The sequence below is a fragment of the Naumannella cuiyingiana genome (assembly GCF_013408305.1).
GTDB lineage: Bacteria > Actinomycetota > Actinomycetes > Propionibacteriales > Propionibacteriaceae > Naumannella > Naumannella cuiyingiana.
In genome coordinates this window covers 1,568,834-1,593,197 of the sequence record NZ_JACBZS010000001.1, presented here as the reverse complement: position 1 = coordinate 1,593,197, position 24,364 = coordinate 1,568,834, and the positions used below count along the sequence as shown (strand labels likewise).

The window sequence follows — 24,364 nt, the reverse complement described above, 5'->3', positions numbered from 1 at the left end:
GGCTCATCCGGACCCACGGCAAGATACCTCGCCGCGCCGCGATGCCCGACATCCGCGGCGCGCGGCCGCCTCCGGTCCGCGCCGCGCGCGCGGCACCGACGAGGGTACGCGCGGTGGGCGCGAGCTGCGGCCCGGTGGCGCCCCGCTGGCCCGTCCGATCACCATCGCCTGTGTGGTTCTGGCGCTCACCGTGCCGGTCGCGATGGCCGTGCGCGCCGCGACCCCGCAGGACCAGGCAACCATCGCGATCCCCGACGCCGTCGTCGAACCGACGCCGACGCCGTCGGTCACGCCGACCGTCGAGGTCGAGGAGGACGAGGGTCCGGAGCCCACCCCCGAGCAGCGGCCGGACCCGAAGAAGAAGGCCGAGCCGCCCAGGATCCCCGAGCGCGGGCCCGGCACCTGGCAGACGTCGAGGTTCGCCGCCGAGTCCGACCGCGGGGACGGGCGTACCGTCCGGGTCCGGGTCCGGGTGGAGAAGACCCTGCCGATCAAGGCCGACGATGCGGCCAAGGAGGCGGCGAAGATCCTGCACGACGACCGGAGCTGGCAGCGCTCGGAGAATCTTCGATTCGATTTCGTCGGGTCCGGCGACAGTGCCGACCTGACGATCAACATCGCCACCCCCGCGACCACCGACAAGAACTGCCTACCGGCCCGCACCGGCGGCGAGCTGAGCTGCCGCAACGGGAACGAGGTCAATCTGAACGCCAAGCGCTGGCTGCTCGGGGCCCGGGCCTACGGCGATGACATGGAGAACTATCGGCGCTATCTGGTCAACCACGAGGTGGGGCACTTCCTCGGGCACGGCCACGAGGGCTGCCCGGCCGCCGGCGAGCGCGCCCCGCTGATGATGCAGCAGACCAAGGGTGTCGGGAAGTGCAAGCCCTACCCGTGGCCGAACTGACCCGCCGGATCCGCACCCCGGTTGACCTGGGGCAGGCGATCGGCCGGCTGCGCCGCGGTGCGGGCGATCCGACCCACCGGCGTGCGAGCGACGGCTGGTGGCGTGCCACCCGGACGCCGCAGGGCCCGGCGCTGCTGCGGCTGCACCGCGAGGGGGAGGCGATCGTCGCGCGGGCATGGGGCAGCGGCGCCGATTGGGTGCTGGAGCAGGTGCCCGAGTTGCTCGGGCTGCACGACGATGCCGCCGGGTTCGAGCCTCGGCACCCGCTGCTGGTCGATCTGGCCCGCCGCAACCCGTGGCTGCGGATCGGGCGCACCCGGGCGGTGCTGGAGGCCTTCGCGCCGACGGTGATCGAACAGAAGGTGACCGGCCGCGAGGCCTTCGGGGCTTTCCGGCGGCTGGTCCGGCGGTTCGGCGAGCCGGCGCCCGGCCCTGCGCGGGACCCGGCCTCGCCGGCGTACGGGATGTGCGTCCAGCCCGACGGCGCCGGGTGGGCCGCGATCCCGAGCTGGGAGTGGTTGCGGGCGATGGTGGACGGCAAGCGGTCGACGGCGCTGGTCCGCGGGGCGCGCCGGGCCGCGGCGCTGGAGCGTACCCTCGAATCGGCCGATGTCGACGCGGCGCTGCGCTCGCTGCCGGGGGTCGGCCCCTGGACCTCGGCGGAGGTCCGCGCGGTCGCCCACGGCGATCCCGATGCCTGGTCGATCGGCGACTACCACGTGCCGCGGATGATCATCTTCGCGCTGACCGGTGAGGATCGGACGTCCGACGAGGTGGCCACCGAGTTGCTTGAGCCGTGGCGCGGGCACCGGCTTCGGGTGCAATTGTTGATCATGAGCGCCGGCCTGGGACCGGAGCGGCGCGGTCCGCGCCGCTCGCTGCCCACCCATCTGCCCCGCTGAGCCCTGCGGCAGGATGGCCCACGGATTCGACGGCGAAAGGGACCGGATGAGCAGGGTACGCACGGAGCTGCGCGGCAACGCGTACTGGGTGATCTTCGACTCGCCCGAGAACCGCAACGCCCTGTCCGGGCAGTTGATCGCCGAGGCCCGCGAGGCGCTGGCCGGCGCGAGCGCCGAACCGGCCGCGCGCGCGGTGGTGCTCTCCCACACCGGCAACACCTTCTGCGCCGGGGTCGACCTGGCCGAGGCGCGCCGGGCGGCGCCGGAGGACCAGCCGGCGCGGCTGATGCTGCCGCTGATGCGCGACCTGATCACCCACGAGCTGCCGGTGATCGCCGCGGTGGACGGGCATGTGCGCGCCGGCGGTGTGGGGCTGGTCGGCGCCTGTGATCTTGCCGTCGCGACGGATGCGGCGAGCTTCGCGCTGACGGAGGTACGCCTCGGCCTGGCCGCGTCGGTGATCTCCGTCGTGGTGCTGCCGCGGCTGCGCGATCGCGATGCGGCCCGGCTGATGCTCGGCGGCGCCCGGCACGACACGGCGCAGATGGTGGAGATGGGCTTCCTGAACGCGCGGGTGGACGACCTCGGCGCGGCCGTCGACGAGTTGCTGGCCGAGCTGGTGAAGGGATCGCCGCAGGGGCTGCGGGAAACCAAGCGGACCCTGAACGCGGCGCTGCTCGCCGACTTCGACGCCCGGATCGACGGGCTGGCCGATCACTCGGAGTCGCTGTTCGTCAGCGAGGAGGCCCGGGAGGGGATGGCCGCCTTCCTCGCCAAGCGGCCGCCGCGCTGGGCGCAATGAGTGCGCCGGCGCGACCCCGTCGCCTGCCTCAGCGAACGGGGCAATGGTGCTCTCCGACGAACACGAGGCATTCCGGCGAAGTGTCGGAGCGTTCATCGAGCGGGAGTTCGCAGGCCGGAACATCCGACCGGCGTGCGGTTCGTTCAGTCGCTCACTGTGGCGGCGTCCGTGCCGACTTGAGTTCGCGCTCGCGTCGGCCGTAGAGCTCGGCGAGGATCCTCAGCCTGCGCACGGCCTTGAGCCCGCGCCAGCTGGCGAGGACCGCGCCGAGCCAGACGATCATGACCACGAGAATGGCCACAACCGTTGGCCAGGCCGATTGCTCGAACGACAACACGACGGCCCCGGCGACCCCTGCAATCAAGGCCGAGGGCACGGCCGACACTCTGATTTGCCACTCGAGCGCTGCGCCGCTTGAGATCTCGTCGATCTCGCCTTCGGCCCGCGCCTGCCAGTCCTGACACTGTCGCTCGGTCCGTAGTTGGGATGGGTTCGGGTAGTGGCTGATTCGGCCTTTGCGATCATGCTCGATCGCGATCGGCGCGTGCGGGTCCTTCGGTAGCCACGAAGGTACGTAGAGCACCGGCAGGTCGTTGTGCGCTTCGTCGTCACCTGACGTCGGGTGACGCGCGACCTGTTTCCGGGTGGTCCCTGCCGTCCACCGAGTCGAGCCGCTATCACTCGGCTGACGCTGCGCCCTGGTCGGCTTCATTCCTCGACCTTCCTCGCGCCGATCGGAGAGGCCAAACCCCGACCCTCCTCGATCACGGCCCCGAATCCGCGGTCCGCGCCGGCGCGGGTTGCTGCCGCGACCGCGATACCGGCGCACGCTACCCGCACGCCGCAGTCTGCGCACCCACGCCGGGGTCGAAGCGCCTGGTCATGAGGGCCCGGGCCCTCAGATGAGCTGTTGCGGGGCCGGCTCGGCGGGCTCGTCCAGCGGGGTGGTCGAGCCGGGCAGCCGGAGCGTGAACTCGGCGCCGCCCTGCGCCGACCGGGAGGCCCGCACCCAGCCGCCGTGCCGGGCGACGGTCTGCGCGACGATCGACAGGCCGAGGCCGGTGCCGGGGGTGTTGCGCGCCGCATCGGCGCGATAGAACCGGTCGAAGACGTGCGGCAGGTCCTCCTCGGCGATGCCGGGGCCCTCGTCGGCGATGCGTAGTTGATCACCGTCCAGGTAGACCCGCACGGTGCCGCCCGGCGGGGAGAACTTCACCGCATTGTCGAGCAGGTTGGTCACCGCCCGCTCCAGGGTGTCCGGCTCGCCGATCAGGTAGAGCGGATTCAGCTCGACATCGAAGTGCAGCCCGGGGCCGCGTCGGCGTACCCGCTCCAGGGCGTGGGTGACGATGTCGCGCAGGTCGATCTCCTCGCGCGTGGGCTCGATCCGGTCCTCGCGGGCGAGCTGTACCAGGTCCTGGATCAAAGTGGTGAACTCGGCAAGCTGGGCGGAGATGTCGCCGAGGATCTCCTCGCGTGCGGAGTCCGGCAGCATGTGGGATCGCTGGTCGGCGACGAGCAGTTCGATATTGGTCCGCAACGAGGTGAGCGGCGTCCGCAGTTCGTGGCCCGCGTCGGCGATCAGGCGGCGCTGCCGCGCGCGAGAACTGCCGAGGGAGTACAGCATCGTGTTGAACGAACGCGTCAGCCGGGACAGTTCGTCGTCGCCGTGCACCTCGATCGGGTCGAGCGCGTCGGTCCGGGTGATCCGGGTGACCGCTGCCGACAGCTCGCGCAGCGGCCGCAGGGTGGATCGGGCGACCAGCGCGCCGACCACCGCGGCGGCCAGCGCCAGCAGCGCGCCGACCAGAATCACCGTGATCAACAAGGTGGCCAGCGCGCTGGTGGTCGGCCCCAGGTCGCGGCCGATCACCAGGGCATACGGGTGGCCGTTGACCTGCATCGGGACGGCCACGATCCGGTAGGGCGTACCGTCATCGGCCCGGCCGGTACGCGCCGAGGAACCCTCCTGCAGGCGCGCCACGGCCAGCTCGGGCGTGCCCCACTGCAGGGTGCGCGGGGCGCTCTGGATGGTGATCGGCTGCCGGTCCGCACCGACCACGACGAGCGTGACGTTGACGGCGTTCAGCGCCTCGGCGTTCAGCCCGCCCATGGTGTTCAGATCGGCGGCGACCGTACGCGAGGCCGTGGTAGCGACGGAGATCAGCTCGCGGTCGAGCTGGTCGAACAGGACGAGCCGGGTGACGAAGTACGCCGAGAGGCCGGCGATCCAGACGCCCGCCGCCACCACGATGGTGGTCAACCAGGTGATCCGGCGGGGGAGCGACGGGGCCCCGAAGATCCGGCGCAGCAGCCGCATCGGGCTCAGGAGTTGGTCTCGCGCAGGACGTAGCCGACGCCCCGCACGGTGTGGATCAGGCGCTCCTCGCCCTCGGCCTCGGTCTTGCGGCGCAGGTAGCCGATGTAGACCTCCAGCGAGTTCGCCGTGGTCGGGAAGTCGAAGCCCCACACCTCGTTCAGCAGCCAGGACCGCTCCAGCACCCGGCGCGGATTGCGCAGGAATGTCTCCAGCAGCGCGAACTCCGTGCGGGTCAGGTTGATGTGCCGTCCGGCGCGCAACACCTCGCGGGTGTGCACATTGAGGCTGAGGTCGGCAAAGGTCAGGGTCTCCTTGTCCTCCTCGCTCTCCTCGCCCGCGCCCGCCCGCCGGACCAGCGCCCGCAGCCGGGCCAGCAGCTCGTCGAGGCTGAACGGCTTGGCCATGTAGTCGTCGCCGCCGGCGTCCAACCCGTCGACGCGGTCGTTCACCGCATCGCGCGCCGTGAGCACCAGGATCGGCACATCATTGCCCATCTGGCGCAGCATCCGGGTGGCCTCCAGGCCGTCCAGCCGGGGCATCATCACGTCCATGATCACCGCATCGGGACGGTCGGCGGACAGGCTGGCCAGCGCCTCGACACCGTCGGAGGCGGTGCTCACCTCATAGCCGTTGTACTGCAACGACCGGGCGAGCGAATCGCGTACCGCCTGATCGTCGTCCACCACCAGGATCTGCATGGCGGACAGTGTGTCACGACCGCGCCCGGTCGCTGGCATGTCGCGCCGCGCCCTGACGTTCGTCACGTCGTCGCGATGAGGCGTACCCGCAAGCCCGTGATCACCAACACTGCCCGCGGCGCCGATCGGCCGATTGGATGGTGTGGACCGCAAGCGATCAGAAGGAGAAGGAAATGCTCGACGCGATCAGAGGCTTCGCCGAGACGACGCCCGAGGCGGTGCAATGGCTGGCCGTGATCGCGGTCAGCGCGATCCCGTTCGTGGAGTCCTATTTCGGTTCGGTGATCGGAGTGGTGATCGGACTGCCGCCGGTCGTGGCGATCGGCGCCGCGGTGGTCGGCAACTTCATCAGCATGGCGGTGCTGGTGCTGGGCGCCGCGAAGGTGCGTGGCGCGGTCCGCGGCGGACGGACGGAGACCACGCCGAAGCGGGCCCGGCTGAAGCGGATGTTCGACCGGTTCGGGGTGCCGGGGGTGAGCCTGCTCGGGCAGACCGTGCTGCCGAGTCAGATCACCTCGATGGCGATGGTCTCCTTCGGCGCCTCGCGGGATCAGGTCCTGATCTGGCAGACCATCTCCATCGTGCTCTGGGGCATCGTCTTCGGCACGCTGGCCACCTTCGGGATCAATCTGCTCGGCATGCGGTGACGATGCCGGGCATCGCCGCCTCGATCGTGGCGAGGGTGCTCTCGAAGCCGTCCTGACCGCCGTACCAGGGGTCGGGTACGCCGGGGCCCGGCTCGGCGGCCGGGTCGAAGTCGGTGAGCAGCCGGCCCTTGTCGCCGAGCGGCTCGCCGAGGACGCGGGCCATCCGGTCGAGGTGGCTGTCCTCCATGGCGATGACCAGGTCGGCGTCGCGGATCTCCGCGGCGTCGATCTGGTGTGCGGTGTGGTCGTCGACGGGGTAGTCGTGCTCGCGCAGTGTCCGGGCCGCGCGGGGGTCGATGGGATTGCCCAGTTCCTCCGCGCTGACCCCGGCCGAGCTGATCTCGATGTCGACGCCGGCGTCGTCGGCGTACCTCCGGGCGACCTGGGCCGCCATCGGCGAGCGGCAGATATTGCCCCAGCAGACGAAGATCACATGCGGTCGTGTCACGCTCCGGGAGCCTACCGAGCGTGCGTACCGACGTTTGCGTCAATAGTGACGCGAACGTCGGTACGCACGACTCGCCTCAGCTCGCCTCGCGCAGGTCGAGGGCCCGACGCACCTGTTCCAGCCACGGCGCCGGGTCCAGCCGCAGCCCGAGCAGGGGAATCCGGAGCACGCGGTCGGACTGCAGCACCAGCTCGTTGCTACGCAGCTGATCCTGCAGTGGATTGAGGCCCCAGCCGTGCTGGGCGCCGTCGATCTCGACCACAAGGTTGTGCTCGTCGAAATGGCAGTCGAGGTAGACCGCGCCGCGAGGCCCCGCGCGCGGCACCTGCCGGCTCGGGGCCGGCAGCCCGGCACGAACGCACAACCGGGCGAAGTCGAGCTCGCCCAGCGACTCGGCGCCGGCGCAGACCGTGGTGATGATCAGGTCGAGCCGCATCGGCCGCCTGCCGGATTCGAGCCAGGCGGCGAGCAGCGCCTCCGGGTGGATCAGCCGTTGCTGGACCGGCAGGCAGACCAGCAGCGCGGCCTGAGTGTCCGAGACGGCCCACCGCGCGGCATTGAGCACGGCGAGTTCGCGCGCCAGCCGCGGGACGCCGGCACCGTCCAGGGCGCCTCGGATGCGACGGCGGTGCAGCCGGACACCCGGCCCGCGGTGTGCGCGGGCATTCGGCGGCACCCACACGTCGATCACGGAGGCGTCGAACTGCCTCATCCCGGCACCGATCAGGGCTGCGGCCCCGTCGAGGATGGCTCGCGGACCGGCCTCCCATACGGCGCGCCAGAGCGGGGCCCGGCCGCGCAGCTCGCTGCCGTCGGGGGAGATGGTGTTGCGACCGACGGCGCTCCAGTAGCCGCATCGCAGCTCGGTGCGCAGCTCGTGGCGGCCGACGCCGGCCGCAAGCAGCGCCCGCCGATGGACCACCCCATCGTGATCGTCCGCCAGCTCGGCGGCGAGCCGGCGGCGGGTGGCGCGATCCATGCCACCAGCCTGTCGGGGCGTCACCCCGCTCCGCTCGCCGAGCCGAGGGTTGTCCACAGGGCAGATCGTGCGTACCGACGTTTGCGTCACTATTGACGCAAACGTCGGTACGCACGATGCCTCAGGCGCCGATGGTGCCCGGGGCGGGCTGATAGTCGCCGATGAACTCGTTCGCGGGTACGCCCGCCGCGCGCAGTTCCAGGCTCGGCACCTGCACGCCGTCGAGCTGTTCGCGGATGATGTCGGCATGCCCGGCGTGCCGGGCGATCTCCTCGATCAGATGCACCAGGTAGAAGCGCTGCCGGATGGGCCGGGCGTCGAAGATGCCGAACCAGGGCGCCGGTGCATCGTGGGTCGGCTGATCGGGATCGCTGGCGAGGATTGCCTCCCGCAGCTCGCCCCGCGCCGCGGCAAGCTCGGCCAGAATGCCCGCGGTGGTCTCCTCGGGGCCGACCACGAACTGCGCCTCGTGCGCGGCGATCTGGTCCGCGGTGATCTCTTCGGTCGGGGCGCCGTCCCGAATCCGGCCGGGGGCCGTGCGGACGATCGCCGTGATGTGCTTGGCGATCCCGCCAATCGACAGCCCGCTGCGCAGCGGCGTCTCCCGGGCCTGCTCCTCGGTGAGCCCGGTCGCCGCCGCGGCAATCGCGTCGAGCTGGCTGTCCACATAGTTGGCGAGTCCGGTGACCTCGTCGTGTTCGGCCGGTGCGTACATGTCTGTCCTCCTGGTTGTGCCGTGACCTGCACCGACACCCTGACCCCCTATGCGGACAGCTTCGGTCCGCACGAGGCCGGCGCCGGTGGGTGGACAATGGACCCGACGAGACGGCGCGACGACGACGCCAGATTCTGTTATGAATACGTCGAGTCGCGACGAAAGGTGGTGTCAGATGGACTGGGGGCGGAATTATCTACTGGTCGACCCGGAGCATTTCCGGATCGACTACCGGATCAACCCGTACATGGATCCGACCCAGCAGCCTGACCTCGCCCGGGCTCGCGCCCAGTGGCAGTCGCTGATCGAGGCGATCGATGCCGCCGGCGGCTCCGTGGAGGTGCTCGACCAGAGCCCCGACTGCCCCGACATGGTCTATGCGATGAACCTCGCGCAGGTCTGGACCCGCGCCGGCCAGCGGCACGCCCTGCTCAGCCACATGCGCTACCCGCAGCGCCGCCTGGAGACCCCGGCCGTCGCCGAGTGGCTGACCGAGCACGGCTACCAACTGCACTGGATCGGTACGCCGGAGCTCGCCGACACCACCCAGCTCGATACCGACGGTTCCCCCGCGCCGCACTTCGAGTCGGGCGACGCGTTCTGGTGGCGGGACGAGTTGATCATCGGCCACGGGCCGCGCAGCCAGGCCGCGGCCGTCGACCGGGTCGGCGCGATCACGGGCGTACCCACCGTCGGCATCGCGATCACCCACCCGGCGATGTTCCACCTCGACCTCTCCTTCTGCCCGCTGACCGAGACCGCCGCGCTGGTCTGCCCGGGGGCCTTCGATCCGGCCGACGCCGACGCGCTCCTGGCCCGCGTACCCGATCCGATCACCCTCGGCGTGGACGAGGCACTGGATTTCGCCGCCAACTGCATCGTGGTCGGCGACACCGTGCTCGGGCCGAGACTGGACGATCGGTTGATCAAGGAGCTCGACAGTCGCGGCCTGCGCCATGTCGCGCTCGACCTGTCGGAGTTCCAGCTCTCCGGCGGCTCGGCGCGCTGCCTGAGCAACCCGCTGGACATCACCTTCTCCTGATCACCACCGACCCGATGATCACGAATCGATGATCACCGGCCCACCCGGCGCAGCCACCACATCCCGACGATCGGCAGCAGCAACGGAATGAACAGATAGCCCATCCCGAACCGGGACCACACCGTGTCGCGGGCGAACAGCTCGGGGTGGGTCAGGCTGGCAATGCCGATGGTCAGCACGCCGATCAGCTCGACGGTGATGGTCAGCCAGGAGATCAGGTACGCCAACCGCCCGCGCCTGGCCAGCGCGACCGTGGCGACCAGGTAGATCACCCCGGAGAATGCCGACAGCCCATAGGCCAGCGGTGCCTCGCCGCCGCGGGTGATCAACTGCACCGCCGAGCGCGCGGTCGCGGCGAGCGCGAAGATCGCATAGACGGCGATCAGCGCGCGGCCGAATCCGGACGAGCGCTCGGGGTGGGGCGCGGGTTGACTCACCGGCCCAGCCTAGGTGCGCGGCGCTACGCTGCGGCGGTGCTCGTCCTGCCGTACGCCCTGGGTGTCGTCGCGCTGCTGCTCGCGCTGTTCGCCGGCTACCACGCCTGGCGCGAGCTGCGGGTCAGCAATCTGCTGATCTACGGCATCGGGCTGCTGGAGCTGGGCGTCCTCGTCCAGCTCGGCGTGTTCGCCGCCGCGCTCGTCGCGACCGGCCGTGTGGTCGACGGGCCGGTGCTCGTGGCGTACCTGATTGCCGCTGTGGTCGTGCCCCCGGCCGCCACGATCTGGGGCATCGCCGATGCCTCGCGCTGGGGCCCCGGCGTGCTCGCCATCGGCCTGGTCGCCGTCGCGGTGCTCTGTCTGCGCGTCGCGTCGATCTGGTCGGCGGTGCCGGCCGCCGGCGGCTGAGCGGCGCGCCGGATATCCGGTTGACCTCGACGACGGTTGAGGGAGCAGGATGGCAGGCGTTCCCGCGCTCACCCGAAGGAGATCCATGTCGTCCGACCCGGCCCGCCCGCTCGGCGAGCAGGACGTCCTGGCGCCACCGCCGCGCGGCCGCCGGCACAACTGGACCTCGATGTGGCGGTTCCGTCGGGCGATCGTGCCGTGGTGCGGCCGGTTCGCGATCAGCTACCTGGCCACCTTGGGCGCCGTGCTCGCCACGCTGGCCATCCCGCTGCTCACCCGCTGGGTGATCGACGGCCCGGTCGCGCGTTCGGACTACATCGGCCTGTACGCCCTCGGCGCACTCGTCCTCGCGCTCGGCATCGTCGAGCCGCTGCTGCTGTTCCTGCGCCGCTGGCTCGCCTCGCGCGCGGGCCTGGCCACGGAGAACCGGATCCGCACCACGCTCTATCACCGGCTGCAGCGGTTGCCGATGAGCTTCCACGGCCAGTGGGAATCCGGCCAGTTGTTGTCCCGGATCATGACCGACCTCGGCTACCTGCGCCGCTTCCTCGGCTTCGGCCTCAACTTCCTGGTGGTCAACATCGTCCAGATCGCCATCGTGGTGATCTTGCTGATCCAGCTCTACTGGCCGCTCGGCATCATCGTGGCCATCTCGGTCGTCCCGATCGTCTGGCTCTGCCTGCACATGGAGCGCCAGTACACCCGGCTGTCCCGGCAGGTCCAGGACCAGACCGGCGATGTGGCCTCCTCGATCGAGGAGGGTGTGCATGGGCTGCGGGTGATCAAGGCCTTCGGCCGCAATGCGTACGCGTTCGACAAGATGAACCGCCGCGCCACCCTGCTCTACGAGACCTCCGTCGCCCGCACCAGGCTGTCCGCCCGGTTCTGGACCTTCCTCGAGGTGATCCCCACCCTGACGCTGATCATCGTGCTCGGGATCGGCGCGTACGCCGCGGCGACCGGCGCGGTCACGCTCGGTACGCTGATCGCCTTCGTCACCTTGCTGCTGTCGCTGATCTGGCCGGTCGCGGCCCTGGGCTTCCTGCTGGCGATGGCGCAGGAGACCTTCACCGCCGCGGACCGGGTGGCCGAGATCCTCGACACCGAGAACCTGATCACCGACGGCCCGCGGGAGCTGACCGCTGCCGCCGGTCGGGTCGAGTTGCGCGAGGTCGCCTTCCGCTTCCCCGACGGCGATGTCGACGTCCTGGACGGCGTGGACCTGGTCGTCGAGCCCGGCGAGACCCTCGCGCTGGTCGGCGGGACCGGCTCGGGCAAGACCACCCTGACCGCCTTGATCCCGCGGCTGCTCGATGTCACCGGCGGGCAGGTGCTGCTCGACGGCGTCGACGTCCGGGACCTGCGGCTGGACAATCTGCGCACGCTGGTGGCGACCGCCTTCGAGGACCCGACCCTGTTCTCGATGTCGGCCCGGGAGAACCTGACGCTGGGCCGGCCCGACGCCACCGAGGCCGAGATCGACGCCGCGCTCGACCTCGCCCAGGCCGGCTTCGTGCGCGACCTGCCGTGGGGCCTCGACACCCGGATCGGGGAGCAGGGGATGAGCCTGTCCGGCGGCCAGCGGCAACGGCTGGCACTGGCCCGCGCGGTGCTTGCCCGGCCCGCCGTGCTGGTCCTCGACGACACCCTGTCCGCCCTCGACATCCACACCGAGGCGCTGGTCGAGGAGGCGCTGCGTACCGTGCTCGGGCGGGGGCGTACCACCGGCATCATCGTCGCCCACCGGGCCTCCACCGTCCTGCTCGCCGATCGGGTGGCGCTGCTGCAGGAGGGCCGGATCGCCGCCGTCGGTACGCATGCGGAGCTGCTGTCCGGCGTACCCGCCTATCGCGAACTGCTGTCCGCGGAGTTCGACTGCGAGGCCGAGCTGGACGAGTTGGAGGCCGCCCGATGACGGTCGAGACCACCGACGCCTGGCGCGGCGTCGCCGCCGAGGGAGCGCAGGACATCACCGAGGCCGGCTCCGTCTTCCTGCGCCGGCGCAGCCGGCGACTGCTCGGCGAGCTGCTGCGCCCCTACCGCCGGATCGCCTGGCTGCTGCTGCTCGCCGTGCTGATCGAGAATGCCGCCCGGCTGTCCATCCCCTGGTTGGTCCAGCGCGGGATCGACCTCGGCATCCCGCCGCTGGCCGAGAGCGGCTCGTCGACCGTGCTGATCGAGATCATCGCGGTGATGGTGGTCGCGGTGATCTGCCAGGCGCTCGCGCGGATCTGGTTCCTGCGCGAGTCCGGCCGGATCGGCCAGCGGATCTTGTTGACCATCCGGCGCCGGCTGTTCGGGCACTTCCAGAAGCTCGATGTGGCGTTCCATGATCGCTACACCTCCGGGCGGGTGGTCTCGCGGCTGACCAGCGATGTCGAGGCCATCGCGGAGATGGTCAATGCGGGCGTCGACTCGTTGATCACCGCGGTGCTGACCATGGTCGGCGTCGGTGTGTTGTTGCTCGTCCTCGACTTCGAGCTCGGTCTGATCTGCCTGCTCACGTTCGTCCCGCTGATGCTGCTGGTCCGCTGGTTCGCGCGGCAGAGCTCGCGGATCTATCGCCGGGTACGCGAGCTGTCGGCCCTGGTCATCGTGCAGTTCGTGGAGTCGATGACGGGCATCCGCGCCGTCCAGGCGTACCGCCGGCAGGGCCGCAACGACGAGATCTTCTCCGGGCTGTCCCGCCGGTACGCCGATGCGAACCTCGACGCCTTCCGGCTGGTCGCGATCTTCATGCCGGCCGTCGGGCTGGTCGGGAACCTGGCGATCTGCGCCGTCGTGGTGTTCGGCGGCGCGCAGGTGATCGAGCGCGAGATCTCCCTCGGCGTGCTCGCGGCCTTCCTGCTCTATCTGCGGATGTTCTTCGCGCCGATGCAGGAGATCAGCCAGTTCTACAACACCTTCCAGTCCGCGATCTCGGCGCTGGAGAAGTTGTCCGGGGTGCTGGAGGAGCGCCCGGGCGTGGCCGAGCCGGCCGATCCGCTACGCCCCGCCGCCGCCCGCGGCGAGCTGCGCCTGGATCACGTCGGCTTCTCCTATGTCGACGGTGTACCCGTGCTGCCCGACCTCGACCTGACCATCCCCGCCGGACAGACCGTCGCCCTGGTCGGCACGACCGGCGCGGGCAAGACGACGATCGCGAAGCTGTTCGCGCGGTTCTACGACCCGACCAGCGGGCGGGTGCTGCTGGACGGTGTGGACGTGCGCGGGCTCGCCGACGACGAGCTGCGCGAGCGGGTGGTGCTGGTCACCCAGGAGAACTTCATGTTCGAGGGGACGATCGGCGACAACATCGCCTTCGGCCGGCCCGGGGCATCGGCGGAGGAGATCCGCGCGGCCGCGCGCGCCGTCGGGGTGGACGTGTTCATCGATTCGCTGCCCGACGGGTACGCCACCGACGTCGGCAAGCGCGGTGGCCGGCTGTCGGCCGGGCAGCGGCAATTGATCGCGTTCGCCCGGGCGTTCCTGGCCGATCCGGCGGTGCTGATCCTCGACGAAGCGACGTCGAGCCTGGACATTCCCAGCGAGCGGTTGGTCCAGCGGGCCCTGCGTACCGTGCTGGCCGACCGGACCGCGGTGATCATTGCGCACCGGTTGAGTACCGTCGAGATCGCCGATCGGGTGCTGGTGCTGGAGCACGGTCAGGTGTTGGAGGACGGCAGCCCGGTGGAGTTGATGAACCGGCGCGACGGTCGCTACGCCCGGCTGTACGAGGCGTGGGCGGGCTCGTTGGCGTGACTCGCCGGGGCAACCGTCTCGCATGTTGGAGTGATTTTCTCGCCGTGTTGGGGTGACACGATGGGTGGGTGATCGTACGCTGAGCCAGTGCTGGCGCGGGTCAGCGGCGGGTAACCCCGGGCCCGGGCGGTGTCCGGAGGGGGCGCCCGGGGTTGCGCAAACATATGAATTCTCTAAGGTTCCGGTCAGGGCTTGATGGGAGCCCTGTCCGATTCTTCGACAACGTGGGGAAGAGAACACACATGACCAAGACCTTTGCGCGGCGCTCCGCCGCCGGGCTCGCCGGCGTGGCGCTGGCCGCCTCGGGCCTTGCCTTCTACGGCTTCGCCGGCACCGCCTCGGCAGATCCCAGTGACGTCACCGTTGCTAACGCCGTCTTCGACCCGGAGCGGGTCAAGGTGGGCGAGTCGTTCACCGCTACCTGGGAAGTCACCGTTGCTGACGGTGTCGAGGCCAGCACGCCGATCACGCTGAACCTGTCCGACGCGCAGAACCTCGAGTGCGACCCGCTGACGCGCAGCCTGCCCACCGGCACCACCGGCACCAAGTCGGTCTCCGTGACCTGCACGCCGAAGACCGACGACAACGCCCAGATTCACTACTCGTTCGTCTACGAGGGCACCGAGATCTACCAGGGCAACTTCGGATTCGATCCGGACCCGGTGGATCCGAGCTCGTCGCCGACCCCCGAGCCGTCTTCGCCGACCACCGAGCCCTCCTCGCCGACCACGGAGCCGACGACCACGACGCCGCCGAGCAGCACGGCGACCCCGTCGCCGTCGGCGACCCCCACGGTCAAGGCGCCGAAGGTCGAGGTCAAGCAGGGCACCTTCAACCCGACCCGCGCCAAGGTGGTGGCCGGTGGCAAGTTCACCTTCACCAAGCAGGTCGTGATCTCCGACGGCCCGCTGACCGGTGACCTGGTCATCAAGCTGTCGGACTACAAGAACCTCAAGTGCGAGCCGACCGAGGACAAGCTCGCCGCGGGGACCAAGCCCGGCACCTACGAGTTCGTCTTCAACTGCCAGTTCGTGAAGGACGGTGAGCAGGCCCAGGCCACCTACACGATCAGCGGTGTGGACATCAAGACGATCACCTCGCAGTTCGGCTACGGCTCGCTCGACACCGACGACGATTCGGACAAGGGCAACGGCAAGTCGGACAAGGGCACCAGCACCAAGGGCGGCCTGGCCGACACCGGTGCTCCGGCGCTCGGCGTCGTGCTCGCCGGTGGCGTCGCCGCCGCCACTGCCGGCGGCCTGATGCTGCGCCGTCGCAACAAGTGATCGCAGGCTGATCACCCGGGTACAGTGATCTGACCCCACGAGAAGGCGGGTCCGGCTTCGGCCGGGCCCGCCTTTCGCGTACCCGAGCTGAGGACGGTTCGCCGACAAAGGCACCGCCGGGGTCTTCCGGGGAGCCTGTGAATTGTCTATGGTCAGCGTGGGACGGGTCCCGCCGCCCGCTGACCCCAGGGGATCTGACATGACGAATCTCATCGCCCGCCGTGCCGCCGCCGGCCTCGCCGCGATCGCTTTCGCGGGCTCCGGTCTCGCTTTCGGCAGCGCCGGCTGGGCCAGCGCCGACGACTCGACCGCCAAGACGGAGACCGCCACCAGCGCGCAGGCCGAGAAGGAGGCCGCGGCGAAGGCGAAGGCCAAGAAGGAGGCCGCCGCGAAGGCCAAGGCGAAGAAGGAGGCCGCGGCCAAGGCGAAGGCGAAGAAGGAGGCCGCGGCCAAGGCGAAGGCTGAGGAGGAGGCTGCGGCGAAGGCGAAGGCCGAGGAGGAAGCGGCGGCCAAGGCCAAGGCCAAGAAGGAGGCGGCGGCAAAGAAGCAGGCCGACGCCGACCAGGCACAGGCCGCCCAGGCCGATGCCACCGCGAAGGCGGAGCAGGAGGCTGCGGCGAAGGCGAAGGCCGAGGAGGAAGCGGCGGCCAAGGCCAAGGCCAAGAAGGAGGCCGCGGCCAAGGCGAAGGCCGACAAGGAGGCTGCGGCCAAGGCCAAGGCCGAGCAGGAGGCCGCGGCCAAGGCGAAGGCCGAGCAGGCAGCGCCGCCGGAGGTCACCGCGGGCGAGCCGTCGGCCAGCCCGACCGACGTCGCAGAGGCGGGGCAGAAGGTGGTCATCACCTTCCCGTTCACGGTGGGCGACGGCGATTTCAGCGACCCGCCCACCCTGCATGCCGTGGTGACCGACCTGCAGAACCTGACCTGCGAGCCGGCCTCGGCCACGAAGCGGGTGGACTCCGCCGGCACGTACGCGTTGACGATCACCTGCACGATCACCGAGGACGACAAGGCGACCTCCGTTCGATTCGCGAGCGAGGTCAGCGGAGACGAGCTGATGTCCGGCGCGCTCCCGATCGCCGACCCGACGCAACTGGACATCACCGCGGGCGATCCGACGATCGACCCGTCCCGGCTGCCGCTGCAGGCGGGTGCGACGTTCCGGCTCGGCTTCCCGTTCGAGGTCTCGGGTCGTGACGCCGAGGGCTTCACGGTCGCGGTCGAACTGAGCGACACCGACAACGTCCGCTGCGAGCCCGAAAGCCCGAGCCAGACCGATCCCAAGCTCGGCAAGCACACCCTGACCATCGACTGCACACTGTTGCGGGACAACACGAAGGCGCGCGGCAAGTACCGGATGGTCGCCCGCGGAGGGAGCGACCCGATCGTCCTCGCCACCGGCAGCTTCGCCGTTGGTGAGCCGGTCGACGACGGCAACACCCCGCCGCCCGCGCCGAAGCCGGTCGTCAAGGTGGGCGAGGGCACGTTCAACCCGAAGCAGGCTGTCGTCAGGAAGGGCGGGAAGTTCACCTTCACCAAGACCGTGACGATCAGCAAGGCCCCGCTCACCGAGGACCTGGTGATGAAGCTCTCGGACTTCCGCAACCTGGTCTGCGAACCCGCCGGGGCGAAGCTGCCGAAGGGCACCAAGCCGGGCACCTACGAGCTCGTGTTCAACTGCCGGTTCGCCAAGGACGGGACGCGCGCCAAGGCCACCTACACGATCACCGGCAACGGCGTGAAGGAGAAGGCCGAGTTCGGCTTCGGCGATCTCTCCGACAAGCCCGACAAGCCCGCCAAGCCACACAAGAACAACGATGCTGCGGGCCGGCACGATGATCGCTACACCGACACCAGCGGCGGCCTCGCCGACACCGGCGCCCCGGCGCTCGGCGTGGTCCTGGCCGGCGCCCTGACGGCGCTGACCGCCGGCGTGCTGGTGCTGCGGCGCCGCGTCTCCTGACCGATCGACCGAGCGGGCCCGGCTTCGTGCTGGGCCCGCTTCGCCTGTGCCCGTCGGATCGGGGTGAGCGCACCGATCTGGCGCTGAGCCGCGGTCCTCGTTCCGGAAACCGCGTCGTTGCGGGGCGCCGATCCGGTCGGCCGATGTTCCGGTCAGAAAGGTGCGGGAGCTGCCTCAACCCTCAAGCGTTACGTGAGCCTGAGGTGATTTATGAGGTTGATGTGAAGCATGTGATTTGGCTGTCGAGCCCGCCATGACGCGCCGTGCCGCGGTTTCGGGACGACTCCGGCGCTGTCAACCCCATCGAGGCGCGCTTCACAGCGGCCGACCCGCCTGCCTAATCTCGCGCCCGGCGTCACCTCCGGGCGCCGGACCCGACTTCCCAGGGAGCAGAGATGACCGCGTCCCGCACGAACCTGCGGCTGGCGTCCGCCGCCGTGGCCGGCATGGCGCTGATGACGACATCGCTGGCCGCCGTCGTGATTCCCGGTCTGGCGAGTGCCGACCAGAACGGGCCGAAGCAGGCGTCCGCGAGCGCGAGCAGCACCGCGCAGCCGAAGGCGGATCGGTCCACGGACAGCACCCGTGCGCCGAAGGCCAGCACCGCGCCGAAGGCGAGCGCCGCGACCAGCTCCGGCTCGAACGACGACTCGGGCCCGAGCGCGAGCCCGCGGGTCACCACGACCAACGCGCCGGGCTCGACCGCCTCCTTCGGGCCGACCCAGGAGTGGGACGTCCTCGACCCGCGATTCAACAAGAACAAGCTCAATCTGCTGGCCGGCGAGACCTTCGTTGTCTACGCCGATGTGCTGCACTCCCAGCCGCTGGAACAGGACCTGTCGATCCGCGTCGACAAGCTCGTCAACCTCAAGTGCGAGCCGAAGAACGAGACCGCCGAGGCGGGCGCGGACTCCGGTCTGGAGACGTTCGCGGTGGAGTGCATGATCACCAAGGGCAACAGCCGGGTGAGCGGCTACTACCAGCTCGTCCAGGCCGACGGCACCGTGATCGGCGAGGGTGTCTTCGCCGCCAGCCCGAACGCCGACCCGAGCAACCCGAGCGCGTCCAGCACGGCGGCCACGCCGGGCGGCACCAGCGACAACAAGCCGACCGCGTCGCCGACCAGCACCACCAGCAAGCCGGCGTCCACCGCGGGCGCGAAGTCGGAGATCGCGATCGCCAAGGCCCGCTTCGAGCCGGCCAGCTTCCCGCTGCGGGTCGGGCAGAAGTTCGTGGTGAACAAGGACGTCACGATCTCCGGCGTACCGCTGCACAGTGCGCTGACCATGCAGATCACCAAGCAGCAGAACCTCGACTGCACCCCGACCAGCGCCAAGATCCCCGAGGGCGCCGAGGGGACGAAGACGCTGACGTTCAGTTGCGAGATCACCGGGGTCGACCGGGCGCCCGGCGCCTGGTACTCGATCACCCTGGCCGATGGCACCAAGCTGGTCACCGATGCCTACTTCGGTCTCGACTCCTCCGGTGGCATGGCCGAGGGCGAGCGGGACAACGGCAAGCAGACCAAGATCGACACCTCTGGTGGTCTGGCCGACACCGGTGCGCCGGCCGTCGGGGTCTTCCTCGCCGGAGCGCTCGTCAGCACCGTCGCCGGTGCCCAACTGATCCGGCGCCGCCGGGGCTGACCGGGACGGATCTGATCAAGGGAAGTTGATCAAGTAGGGCCAAGCGCCCGGCCGGAGAGATCCGGCCGGGCGCTCGGCGTGTTGTCGCGCAGGATCGGTACGCTCCTGCCATGGCAAAGGCCGGTCGCAGGCGTCGGTGGGTGAAGGGTGTGCTGCTGGGGTTGCTGGGGCTCTTGTTGATCATCGTGGCGGCATTCTTCGTGGTCGCACCCGGGGAGCTCGAGAATCGGATGAACAGGGTCGAACCGGCCGTGCTGCCGGCGGTCAGCCCGCAGACGCAGCAACTGCACGATTCGCTGCAGGTGGTCGACATGCACTCCGACACCCTGATGTGGAAGCGCGACCTGCTCACCCGGTCCGATCGCGGTCACGTGGACCTGCCGCGGCTGGAGGAGGGCAATGTCGCCGTCCAGGTGTTCTCGTCGGTCTCGAAGGCCTCCGGCAGTCTCAACCCCGACATCAACACCGGCGAGCCCGATGACATCACGATGCTCAGCGTCGTCCAGTTGCAGCCGCCGCGTACCTGGAACTCCCTGCTGCAGCGCTCCCTGTACCACGGCCAGAAGCTGGAGCGGTTTGCCGCCGACTCGAACGGCGCGCTGCGGCTGATCCGGACCCGCGAAGACCTCGACCGGCTGTTGGCCGACCGCGCGGCCGGCCAACAGGTGACCGGCGCGATGTTCTCCGTCGAGGGGCTGCAGAACCTCGAGGGCGACATCGAGAACTTCGACAAGCTCTACGGGGCCGGGATGCGGATGGCCGGGTTCACCCACTTCTTCGACAACGAGGCCGCCGGCTCCATGCACGGAGTGCAGAAGGGCGGCCTGACCGATCTCGGGCGGGCGGCGTTCCTCCGCGCGCAGCAGCGCGGCGTGATCGTCGATGTCACCCACTCCAGCAGCCAGACGATCGACGACATGCTGGGGCTGGCGACCGGACCGATCGTGCAGAGCCACGGCGGGGTCAAGGCGACATGTGAGAACAACCGCAATCTCACCGACGAGCAGATCCGCGGCATCGCCGAGACCGGGGGCGTGATCGGGATCGCGTACTTCGACTGGGCGATCTGTCAGACCACCACCAAGGCGGTGGTCGATGCGATCGATCATGTGGTCGAGGTCGGCGGAATCGGGGCGGCGGCGCTGGGCAGCGACTACGACGGAAGCGTGACGACCGGTTGGGACACGGCCCAGCTCGCCGCGATCACCCAGGAGCTGGTCGACCGGGGCTACGACGACCAGGAGATCGCCGCGATCATGGGCGGCAACACCATCCGGGTGATGCGGGCCGTGCTGCCCCCGTAGCGGGCGCTCTCACGCTGCGCTGATGGCCTCGGCGGCGGCCAGCGCGGAGCGTACCGTCGCGGAGAGCCCGAGCCCGTCGACGGCCGCACCCGCCAGGTGCAGCCCCGAGCCGGCCACTCGGGCCCGCACCGCGGCCATCCGCGCGGCGTGACCGACCTCCAGCTGCGGGAACGCTCCCGGCCAGCGGGTGACCAGCGAGCCGACCGGCTCGGCCGCCAGCCCGGTCACCTCGGCAAGATCGCGATGGATCCGCCCGGCCAGCCCGGCATCGTCGAACCCCGACAGCTCATCCACGCCGGCTCGCCCGGCGGATGCCCGCACCAGGAACAGCTCCGGATCGCGCAGCCGCGCCCACTTGCGCGACAGCCAGGTCGCCGCCTTCAACACGCGCCCGCTGTCGGTACGCAACAAGACGCCATTGCCCGCCAATCGGCCCTCCGCGGCCGCGCGCGGATAGGCCAGCACGATGGTCGCCACGTCGGCGGTACGCCCGGCCGTCAGCTCGGCGCCCAGTCCCGGGAACTCCGGCTCCAGCAGCGCCGCAGCCACCGCGCCCGGCACCGCCAGCACCACCTCTCCCGCAGCGCTCTCGCCCGCGTCGGTGAGCACCGTCCAGCCGTCACCGCCGCGCCGAAGACCGCGCACGGGCGTACCGGTCCGCACGGTGCCGGCGGGCAGGCCCTCGGCCAGCGCCGACGGCAGTCGCGACAGCCCGTCGGGCCAACTCGCGAAGAGCGGCCCGGGCGTACCGCCGGGCCGGCGGCGGCGCAGCACCAGCGAGCGCCCGGTCGCCGCGGCCGGCGCGAGCTGCGGCGCCACAGACGACAGGGACAACCGGTCGATGTCGCCGGCGTGCAGATTCCCCAGCAGCGGGTCGACGAAGGTCTCGGCGACCTCGTCGCCGAAGCGAGCCCGGACGAACTCCCCGACCGACACGTCGCGCGCGAAGCGTCGCCGCGCGGTCAGCGGCTCCAGCCCGGCGCGCGCCAGCCCGGCCGGTGACAAGATGCCCGAGCGCAGCACCGGCCACAGCCGGGTCGGGCCGGTCGGGGCGATCCCGGCGGGCAGCGGCCGCAGCCCGCGGGCCGTGACCAGCCGCGAGGCGCCCGGTTCGGCCCCGACGACCGAGTCGCGCAGCCCGAGCTCGCCGACCAGGCGCGCCAGTTGTGGCGTACCGAGGTGGATCGACTCCGCACCGACATCCACCAGACCGCCGCCCAGCGCGGCCGGAAGCCGCTCGGTGCGGATCTGACCGCCGACGCGGCCGGCGGCCTCGAACACCAGCACCGACCGGCCGGCCCGGTGCAGCGCCCAGGCGGTCGCCAGCCCGGTGATCCCCCCGCCGATCACGATGACCGCCGAGTCCTGATGAGCCGGCTCCGCGGCATTCTGGCGGGGTTGGTGGTCGGCCACGACCGGCAAGCGTACGCTGACGAACGGCGGCCGCCGCACCCCGATCGGGCGCGGTGGGGACAGCCGCCGCAATTGGGAGGGCACTCACACCATGATCAACCACCTGAACCGCGGGCTCGCCGTCACCGGCCCTCTGGTTTTTGCCGCCGGGGCGCTGATCGCGATGCTGGCGAAGTCCGGCAGCGCGGCGCCAGGCCACCTCGCGGCGACCGGTTCGAGCCTGGGCCCGGCTCTGCTCGTCGTGCTGGCCGTGCTGCTCGTCGGCGGGATCGTCCTGCTCCTGCTCGGCCGCCGCGGCAAGGTCGTCGACGGCGCCGACCCGGGCTCGTCGGGGACGAGTTCGTCCGAGAGCGGGGACCGCCCCGGCGAGTGACCCGCGCCGACGGTCGTAGACGCAAACAGGTACCCGGACCCGATCCCGGCGTACCCGGCTGCGGGGACCATTAGCGCCCACGTGCGGCGCGGGCTACGGTGATGCCACCGGCCCGGCGATCCCGGGCCTCGGCACTGTCGCCGGACCGCCCGCCCCACCCGACGGCGGCGACTCCCGGAGGCGGACGATGAGCGTGCGGATACCCCGCACCGGGAGGAGAGGACGGCGTGACTGACCTTGGTCAAGGCACCGCGAGCGGTGGCGACGACATGATCCAGTTGCTGACCCCCGAGGGTCAGCGCGTGGCGCATCCGGATTTCGAGTTCTCCGGAGACGACGAGGCCATCGCGGGCCTGCTCCGCGACATGGTCCTCACCCGGCGCATCGATGCCGAGGCGACCGCCCTGCAACGGCAGGGCGAGCTCGGGCTGTGGGCGCCGCTCCTCGGCCAGGAGGCCGCCCAGGTCGGCTCCGGCCGCGCGCTCGGCCCCAACGACGTGGTCTTCCCGACCTACCGCGAACACGGTGTGGCCTGGACGATGGGCATCCCGCCGGTCACGCTGCTCGGACTGTTCCGCGGCGTCAGCCTCGGCGGCTGGGACCCCGCGGAGCTGCGGTTCAATCTCTACACCGTGGTGATCGGCGCGCAGGCGCTGCATGCCACCGGGTACGCGATGGGCATCCAGCGCGACGGCCGGGTCGGCAACAATGACGGCACCGATGCCGGGGTGGTGGCCTACTTCGGCGACGGCGCGACCAGCCAGGGCGATGTCAACGAGGCGTTCATCTTTGCCTCCTCCTACAACGCGCCCGTGGTGTTCTTCTGCCAGAACAACCAGTGGGCGATCTCCGAGCCGACCACGCGGCAGTCCCGCGTACCGCTCTACCAGCGCGCGCACGGATTCGGGTTCCCCGGGGTACGCGTGGACGGCAACGACGTCCTCGCCGTGCAGGCCGTCACCGAGTGGGCGATGCGGCGCGCCCACGCCGGCGAGGGCCCGACCTTCATCGAGGCCTTCACCTACCGGATGGGCGCGCACACCACGTCGGACGATCCGACCAAGTACCGGCTCGCCGACGAGCTGGAGCACTGGAAGCTGAAGGACCCGATCGAGCGGGTACGCGCGCTGCTGCAGCGCTCCGGAGCCGTCGACCAGAAGTGGTTCGATGATCTTGGCGTCGAGGCTGATGATCTTGCCGCCGAGCTGCGCCGGGACTGCCTCGCCCTGCCCGATCCGGAGCTCGCCGAGAGCTTTGCCCATACCTATGCCGATGCGCATCCGCCGCTGGCCGCGCAGGGGGAGGCGTACGCCGAGTACGCTGCCTCGTTCGATGTTGATCAGCAGCCGGAGGCCGCGCGATGACGAAGTTGACCATGGCCAAGGCGCTCAATGCGGGGCTTCGCCGCGCCCTGGAGGCCGACCCGAAGGTGGTGCTCGCGGGCGAGGACATCGGCCGGCTCGGTGGTGTCTTCCGCGTCACCGAGGGTCTGCAGAAGGACTTCGGCGAGGATCGGGTGATCGATTCCCCGCTCGCCGAGTCCGGGATCGTCGGCACGGCGGTCGGGATGGCGCTGCGCGGCTACCGACCGGTGGTGGAGATCCAGTTCGACGGGTTCGTCTTCCCCGCCTACGACCAGATCGTCACCCAGGTGGCGAAGTTCCGGCACCGCTCCGGCGGGCGGGTACCGATGCCGATCGTGATCAGGATCCCGTTCGGCGGGGGTATCGGCGCGGTCGAGCACCACAGCGAGTCGCCCGAGGCGTACTTCTCCCACACCCCGGGGCTGAAGGTGGTGGCCTGCGCCAATCCCTCGGATGCCTACTGGATGCTGCAGCAGTCGATCGCCTCCGACGACCCGGTGATCTTCTTCGAGCCGAAGCGGCGCTATCACGAGAAGGGCGAGGTCGACGAGGCCGGCACCCCGGACCCGTTGCACAGCGCCCGGGTGGTGCGCGACGGCACCGACGTGACGTTGCTGACCTACGGGCCGATGGTGAAGACGTGCCTGGATGCCGCCGCCGCGGCCCAGGAGGAGGGGCGCAGCGTCGGTGTTGTCGATCTTCGCACGCTGAGCCCGCTGGACCTGCCGACGATCTTCGACGCGGTACGCCGCAGCGGTCGCGTCGTCACGGTGCACGAGGCCCAGTTGACGCTCGGTCTCGGCGCGGAGCTGGCGGCCCGGATCAGCGAGGAATGCTTCTACGAGCTGGAGGCGCCGGTGCTGCGGGTCGCCGGCTACGACACCCCCTACCCGCCGAGCCGGGTCGAGCACGAGTATCTTCCCGATCTTGATCGGGTGCTCGACATGGTCGACCGGTCGCTGGCGTACTGAG

23 protein-coding genes are annotated in these 24,364 nt (G+C 70.5%); 15 read left to right on the top strand and 8 right to left on the bottom strand.

Features of this window, described 5'->3' with window-relative positions; translation table 11 throughout:
* The first annotated feature begins 172 nt into the window (after nucleotides 1-172).
* From GGQ54_RS07360 to GGQ54_RS07350, 3 genes are read left to right on the top strand one after another with little or no spacing between them, the layout of a single operon-like run.
* Nucleotides 173-907 carry a DUF3152 domain-containing protein gene (locus GGQ54_RS07360; protein ID WP_179444800.1) on the top strand — a complete coding sequence of 245 codons (735 nt, stop codon included), beginning with the start codon at nucleotides 173-175 and terminating at the stop codon, nucleotides 905-907.
* On the top strand, nucleotides 880-1,809 hold the full coding sequence (locus tag GGQ54_RS07355) for a DNA-3-methyladenine glycosylase family protein (RefSeq protein WP_343045887.1): 930 nt from the start codon (nucleotides 880-882) through the stop codon (nucleotides 1,807-1,809). Before GGQ54_RS07360 ends, GGQ54_RS07355 begins: the two co-directional genes overlap by 28 nt.
* Nucleotides 1,810-1,855: 46 nt before the next feature.
* Complete coding sequence (locus tag GGQ54_RS07350) at nucleotides 1,856-2,611, top strand: enoyl-CoA hydratase family protein (RefSeq protein ID WP_179444799.1); 756 nt, start codon at nucleotides 1,856-1,858, stop codon at nucleotides 2,609-2,611.
* Nucleotides 2,612-2,762: 151 nt separating this feature from the next.
* On the opposite strand, the gene GGQ54_RS07345 is transcribed toward GGQ54_RS07350, so the two are convergent.
* The 3 genes from GGQ54_RS07345 to GGQ54_RS07335 all read right to left on the bottom strand — a co-directional run bounded on the left by GGQ54_RS07345 (nucleotide 2,763) and on the right by GGQ54_RS07335 (nucleotide 5,629).
* Nucleotides 2,763-3,323 (bottom strand): hypothetical protein, encoded by a 561-nt coding sequence (locus GGQ54_RS07345; RefSeq protein ID WP_179444798.1) that lies wholly within the window; start codon nucleotides 3,321-3,323, stop codon nucleotides 2,763-2,765.
* Between the two features lie 186 nt (nucleotides 3,324-3,509).
* Nucleotides 3,510-4,931: a sensor histidine kinase gene (locus GGQ54_RS07340; protein WP_179444797.1), complete on the bottom strand. Its 1,422-nt coding sequence runs from the start codon at nucleotides 4,929-4,931 to the stop codon at nucleotides 3,510-3,512.
* A 5-nt stretch (nucleotides 4,932-4,936) separates the two neighbouring features.
* Entirely contained in the window at nucleotides 4,937-5,629 is a 693-nt protein-coding gene (locus GGQ54_RS07335) for a response regulator transcription factor (RefSeq protein WP_179444796.1), read from the bottom strand.
* A gap of 173 nt (nucleotides 5,630-5,802) precedes the next feature.
* Here GGQ54_RS07335 and GGQ54_RS07330 point away from each other — a divergent pair, with 173 nt between their 5' ends.
* Nucleotides 5,803-6,276, top strand: coding sequence for a hypothetical protein (locus GGQ54_RS07330; protein ID WP_179444795.1), 474 nt, complete (start codon nucleotides 5,803-5,805; stop codon nucleotides 6,274-6,276).
* Here the strand turns inward: GGQ54_RS07330 and GGQ54_RS07325 are convergent.
* The 3 genes from GGQ54_RS07325 to GGQ54_RS07315 all read right to left on the bottom strand — a co-directional run bounded on the left by GGQ54_RS07325 (nucleotide 6,254) and on the right by GGQ54_RS07315 (nucleotide 8,418).
* Nucleotides 6,254-6,724: an arsenate reductase/protein-tyrosine-phosphatase family protein gene (locus GGQ54_RS07325; protein ID WP_179444794.1), complete on the bottom strand. Its 471-nt coding sequence runs from the start codon at nucleotides 6,722-6,724 to the stop codon at nucleotides 6,254-6,256. The genes GGQ54_RS07330 and GGQ54_RS07325 overlap by 23 nt on opposite strands.
* 76 nt (nucleotides 6,725-6,800) lie before the next feature.
* A complete protein-coding gene (locus tag GGQ54_RS07320; protein ID WP_179444793.1) occupies nucleotides 6,801-7,703 on the bottom strand; it encodes a PDDEXK family nuclease in 903 nt (300 codons plus the stop codon).
* A gap of 121 nt (nucleotides 7,704-7,824) precedes the next feature.
* Nucleotides 7,825-8,418, bottom strand: a complete 594-nt coding sequence (locus tag GGQ54_RS07315; protein ID WP_179444792.1) for a mycothiol transferase — start codon at nucleotides 8,416-8,418, stop codon at nucleotides 7,825-7,827.
* A gap of 175 nt (nucleotides 8,419-8,593) precedes the next feature.
* Between GGQ54_RS07315 and GGQ54_RS07310 the strand changes: the two genes are divergently transcribed.
* Nucleotides 8,594-9,460 carry a dimethylarginine dimethylaminohydrolase family protein gene (locus GGQ54_RS07310; protein WP_179444791.1) on the top strand — a complete coding sequence of 289 codons (867 nt, stop codon included), beginning with the start codon at nucleotides 8,594-8,596 and terminating at the stop codon, nucleotides 9,458-9,460.
* A gap of 32 nt (nucleotides 9,461-9,492) precedes the next feature.
* On the opposite strand, the gene GGQ54_RS07305 is transcribed toward GGQ54_RS07310, so the two are convergent.
* Nucleotides 9,493-9,897 (bottom strand): hypothetical protein, encoded by a 405-nt coding sequence (locus tag GGQ54_RS07305; protein ID WP_179444790.1) that lies wholly within the window; start codon nucleotides 9,895-9,897, stop codon nucleotides 9,493-9,495.
* Between the two features lie 36 nt (nucleotides 9,898-9,933).
* On the opposite strand from GGQ54_RS07305, the gene GGQ54_RS07300 reads away from it, so the two are divergent.
* The 7 genes from GGQ54_RS07300 to GGQ54_RS07270 all read left to right on the top strand — a co-directional run bounded on the left by GGQ54_RS07300 (nucleotide 9,934) and on the right by GGQ54_RS07270 (nucleotide 20,242).
* Nucleotides 9,934-10,305 carry a hypothetical protein gene (locus GGQ54_RS07300; protein WP_179444789.1) on the top strand — a complete coding sequence of 124 codons (372 nt, stop codon included), beginning with the start codon at nucleotides 9,934-9,936 and terminating at the stop codon, nucleotides 10,303-10,305.
* An 85-nt stretch (nucleotides 10,306-10,390) separates the two neighbouring features.
* Nucleotides 10,391-12,220 carry an ABC transporter ATP-binding protein gene (locus tag GGQ54_RS07295; protein ID WP_179444788.1) on the top strand — a complete coding sequence of 610 codons (1,830 nt, stop codon included), beginning with the start codon at nucleotides 10,391-10,393 and terminating at the stop codon, nucleotides 12,218-12,220.
* The gene (locus GGQ54_RS07290; protein WP_179444787.1) at nucleotides 12,217-14,046 is read left to right on the top strand and encodes an ABC transporter ATP-binding protein; all 1,830 of its coding nucleotides are present in this window, start codon (nucleotides 12,217-12,219) and stop codon (nucleotides 14,044-14,046) included. Before GGQ54_RS07295 ends, GGQ54_RS07290 begins: the two co-directional genes overlap by 4 nt.
* A 242-nt stretch (nucleotides 14,047-14,288) precedes the next feature.
* Entirely contained in the window at nucleotides 14,289-15,332 is a 1,044-nt protein-coding gene (locus GGQ54_RS07285; RefSeq protein ID WP_179444786.1) for a hypothetical protein, read from the top strand.
* A gap of 199 nt (nucleotides 15,333-15,531) precedes the next feature.
* A complete protein-coding gene (locus tag GGQ54_RS07280) occupies nucleotides 15,532-17,292 on the top strand; it encodes a hypothetical protein (protein ID WP_179444785.1) in 1,761 nt (586 codons plus the stop codon).
* Nucleotides 17,293-17,687: 395 nt separating this feature from the next.
* On the top strand, nucleotides 17,688-18,938 hold the full coding sequence (locus GGQ54_RS07275; protein WP_179444784.1) for a hypothetical protein: 1,251 nt from the start codon (nucleotides 17,688-17,690) through the stop codon (nucleotides 18,936-18,938).
* A 110-nt stretch (nucleotides 18,939-19,048) separates the two neighbouring features.
* A complete protein-coding gene (locus GGQ54_RS07270) occupies nucleotides 19,049-20,242 on the top strand; it encodes a dipeptidase (protein ID WP_179444783.1) in 1,194 nt (397 codons plus the stop codon).
* A gap of 9 nt (nucleotides 20,243-20,251) precedes the next feature.
* Here the strand turns inward: GGQ54_RS07270 and hemG are convergent, their stop codons facing one another.
* On the bottom strand, nucleotides 20,252-21,655 hold the full coding sequence (gene hemG / locus GGQ54_RS07265; protein ID WP_179444782.1) for a protoporphyrinogen oxidase: 1,404 nt from the start codon (nucleotides 21,653-21,655) through the stop codon (nucleotides 20,252-20,254).
* A 91-nt stretch (nucleotides 21,656-21,746) separates the two neighbouring features.
* Here hemG and GGQ54_RS07260 point away from each other — a divergent pair, with 91 nt between their 5' ends.
* From GGQ54_RS07260 to GGQ54_RS07250, 3 genes are all read left to right on the top strand, one after another.
* The gene (locus tag GGQ54_RS07260; RefSeq protein WP_179444781.1) at nucleotides 21,747-22,028 is read left to right on the top strand and encodes a hypothetical protein; all 282 of its coding nucleotides are present in this window, start codon (nucleotides 21,747-21,749) and stop codon (nucleotides 22,026-22,028) included.
* Between the two features lie 269 nt (nucleotides 22,029-22,297).
* Nucleotides 22,298-23,392 (top strand): pyruvate dehydrogenase (acetyl-transferring) E1 component subunit alpha, encoded by a 1,095-nt coding sequence (gene pdhA, locus GGQ54_RS07255; protein WP_179446478.1) that lies wholly within the window; start codon nucleotides 22,298-22,300, stop codon nucleotides 23,390-23,392.
* Nucleotides 23,389-24,363: an alpha-ketoacid dehydrogenase subunit beta gene (locus GGQ54_RS07250; protein ID WP_179444780.1), complete on the top strand. Its 975-nt coding sequence runs from the start codon at nucleotides 23,389-23,391 to the stop codon at nucleotides 24,361-24,363. Before pdhA ends, GGQ54_RS07250 begins: the two co-directional genes overlap by 4 nt.
* Nucleotide 24,364 lies beyond the last annotated feature (1 nt).

Excerpts from the sequence above, each read along its gene's own strand:
- GGQ54_RS07350 (WP_179444799.1), top strand. The coding sequence starts at position 1,856 with ATGAGCAGGGTACGCACGGAGCTGCGCGGCAACGCGTACTGGGTGATC.
- GGQ54_RS07345 (WP_179444798.1), bottom strand. The coding sequence starts at position 3,323 with ATGAAGCCGACCAGGGCGCAGCGTCAGCCGAGTGATAGCGGCTCGACT.
- GGQ54_RS07340 (WP_179444797.1), bottom strand. The coding sequence starts at position 4,931 with ATGCGGCTGCTGCGCCGGATCTTCGGGGCCCCGTCGCTCCCCCGCCGG.
- GGQ54_RS07335 (WP_179444796.1), bottom strand. The coding sequence starts at position 5,629 with ATGCAGATCCTGGTGGTGGACGACGATCAGGCGGTACGCGATTCGCTC.
- GGQ54_RS07330 (WP_179444795.1), top strand. The coding sequence starts at position 5,803 with ATGCTCGACGCGATCAGAGGCTTCGCCGAGACGACGCCCGAGGCGGTG.
- GGQ54_RS07320 (WP_179444793.1), bottom strand. The coding sequence starts at position 7,703 with ATGGATCGCGCCACCCGCCGCCGGCTCGCCGCCGAGCTGGCGGACGAT.
- GGQ54_RS07315 (WP_179444792.1), bottom strand. The coding sequence starts at position 8,418 with ATGTACGCACCGGCCGAACACGACGAGGTCACCGGACTCGCCAACTAT.
- GGQ54_RS07310 (WP_179444791.1), top strand. The coding sequence starts at position 8,594 with ATGGACTGGGGGCGGAATTATCTACTGGTCGACCCGGAGCATTTCCGG.
- GGQ54_RS07295 (WP_179444788.1), top strand. The coding sequence starts at position 10,391 with ATGTCGTCCGACCCGGCCCGCCCGCTCGGCGAGCAGGACGTCCTGGCG.
- GGQ54_RS07290 (WP_179444787.1), top strand. The coding sequence starts at position 12,217 with ATGACGGTCGAGACCACCGACGCCTGGCGCGGCGTCGCCGCCGAGGGA.
- GGQ54_RS07285 (WP_179444786.1), top strand. The coding sequence starts at position 14,289 with ATGACCAAGACCTTTGCGCGGCGCTCCGCCGCCGGGCTCGCCGGCGTG.
- GGQ54_RS07280 (WP_179444785.1), top strand. The coding sequence starts at position 15,532 with ATGACGAATCTCATCGCCCGCCGTGCCGCCGCCGGCCTCGCCGCGATC.
- GGQ54_RS07275 (WP_179444784.1), top strand. The coding sequence starts at position 17,688 with ATGACCGCGTCCCGCACGAACCTGCGGCTGGCGTCCGCCGCCGTGGCC.
- GGQ54_RS07270 (WP_179444783.1), top strand. The coding sequence starts at position 19,049 with ATGGCAAAGGCCGGTCGCAGGCGTCGGTGGGTGAAGGGTGTGCTGCTG.
- GGQ54_RS07260 (WP_179444781.1), top strand. The coding sequence starts at position 21,747 with ATGATCAACCACCTGAACCGCGGGCTCGCCGTCACCGGCCCTCTGGTT.
- pdhA (WP_179446478.1), top strand. The coding sequence starts at position 22,298 with ATGATCCAGTTGCTGACCCCCGAGGGTCAGCGCGTGGCGCATCCGGAT.
- GGQ54_RS07250 (WP_179444780.1), top strand. The coding sequence starts at position 23,389 with ATGACGAAGTTGACCATGGCCAAGGCGCTCAATGCGGGGCTTCGCCGC.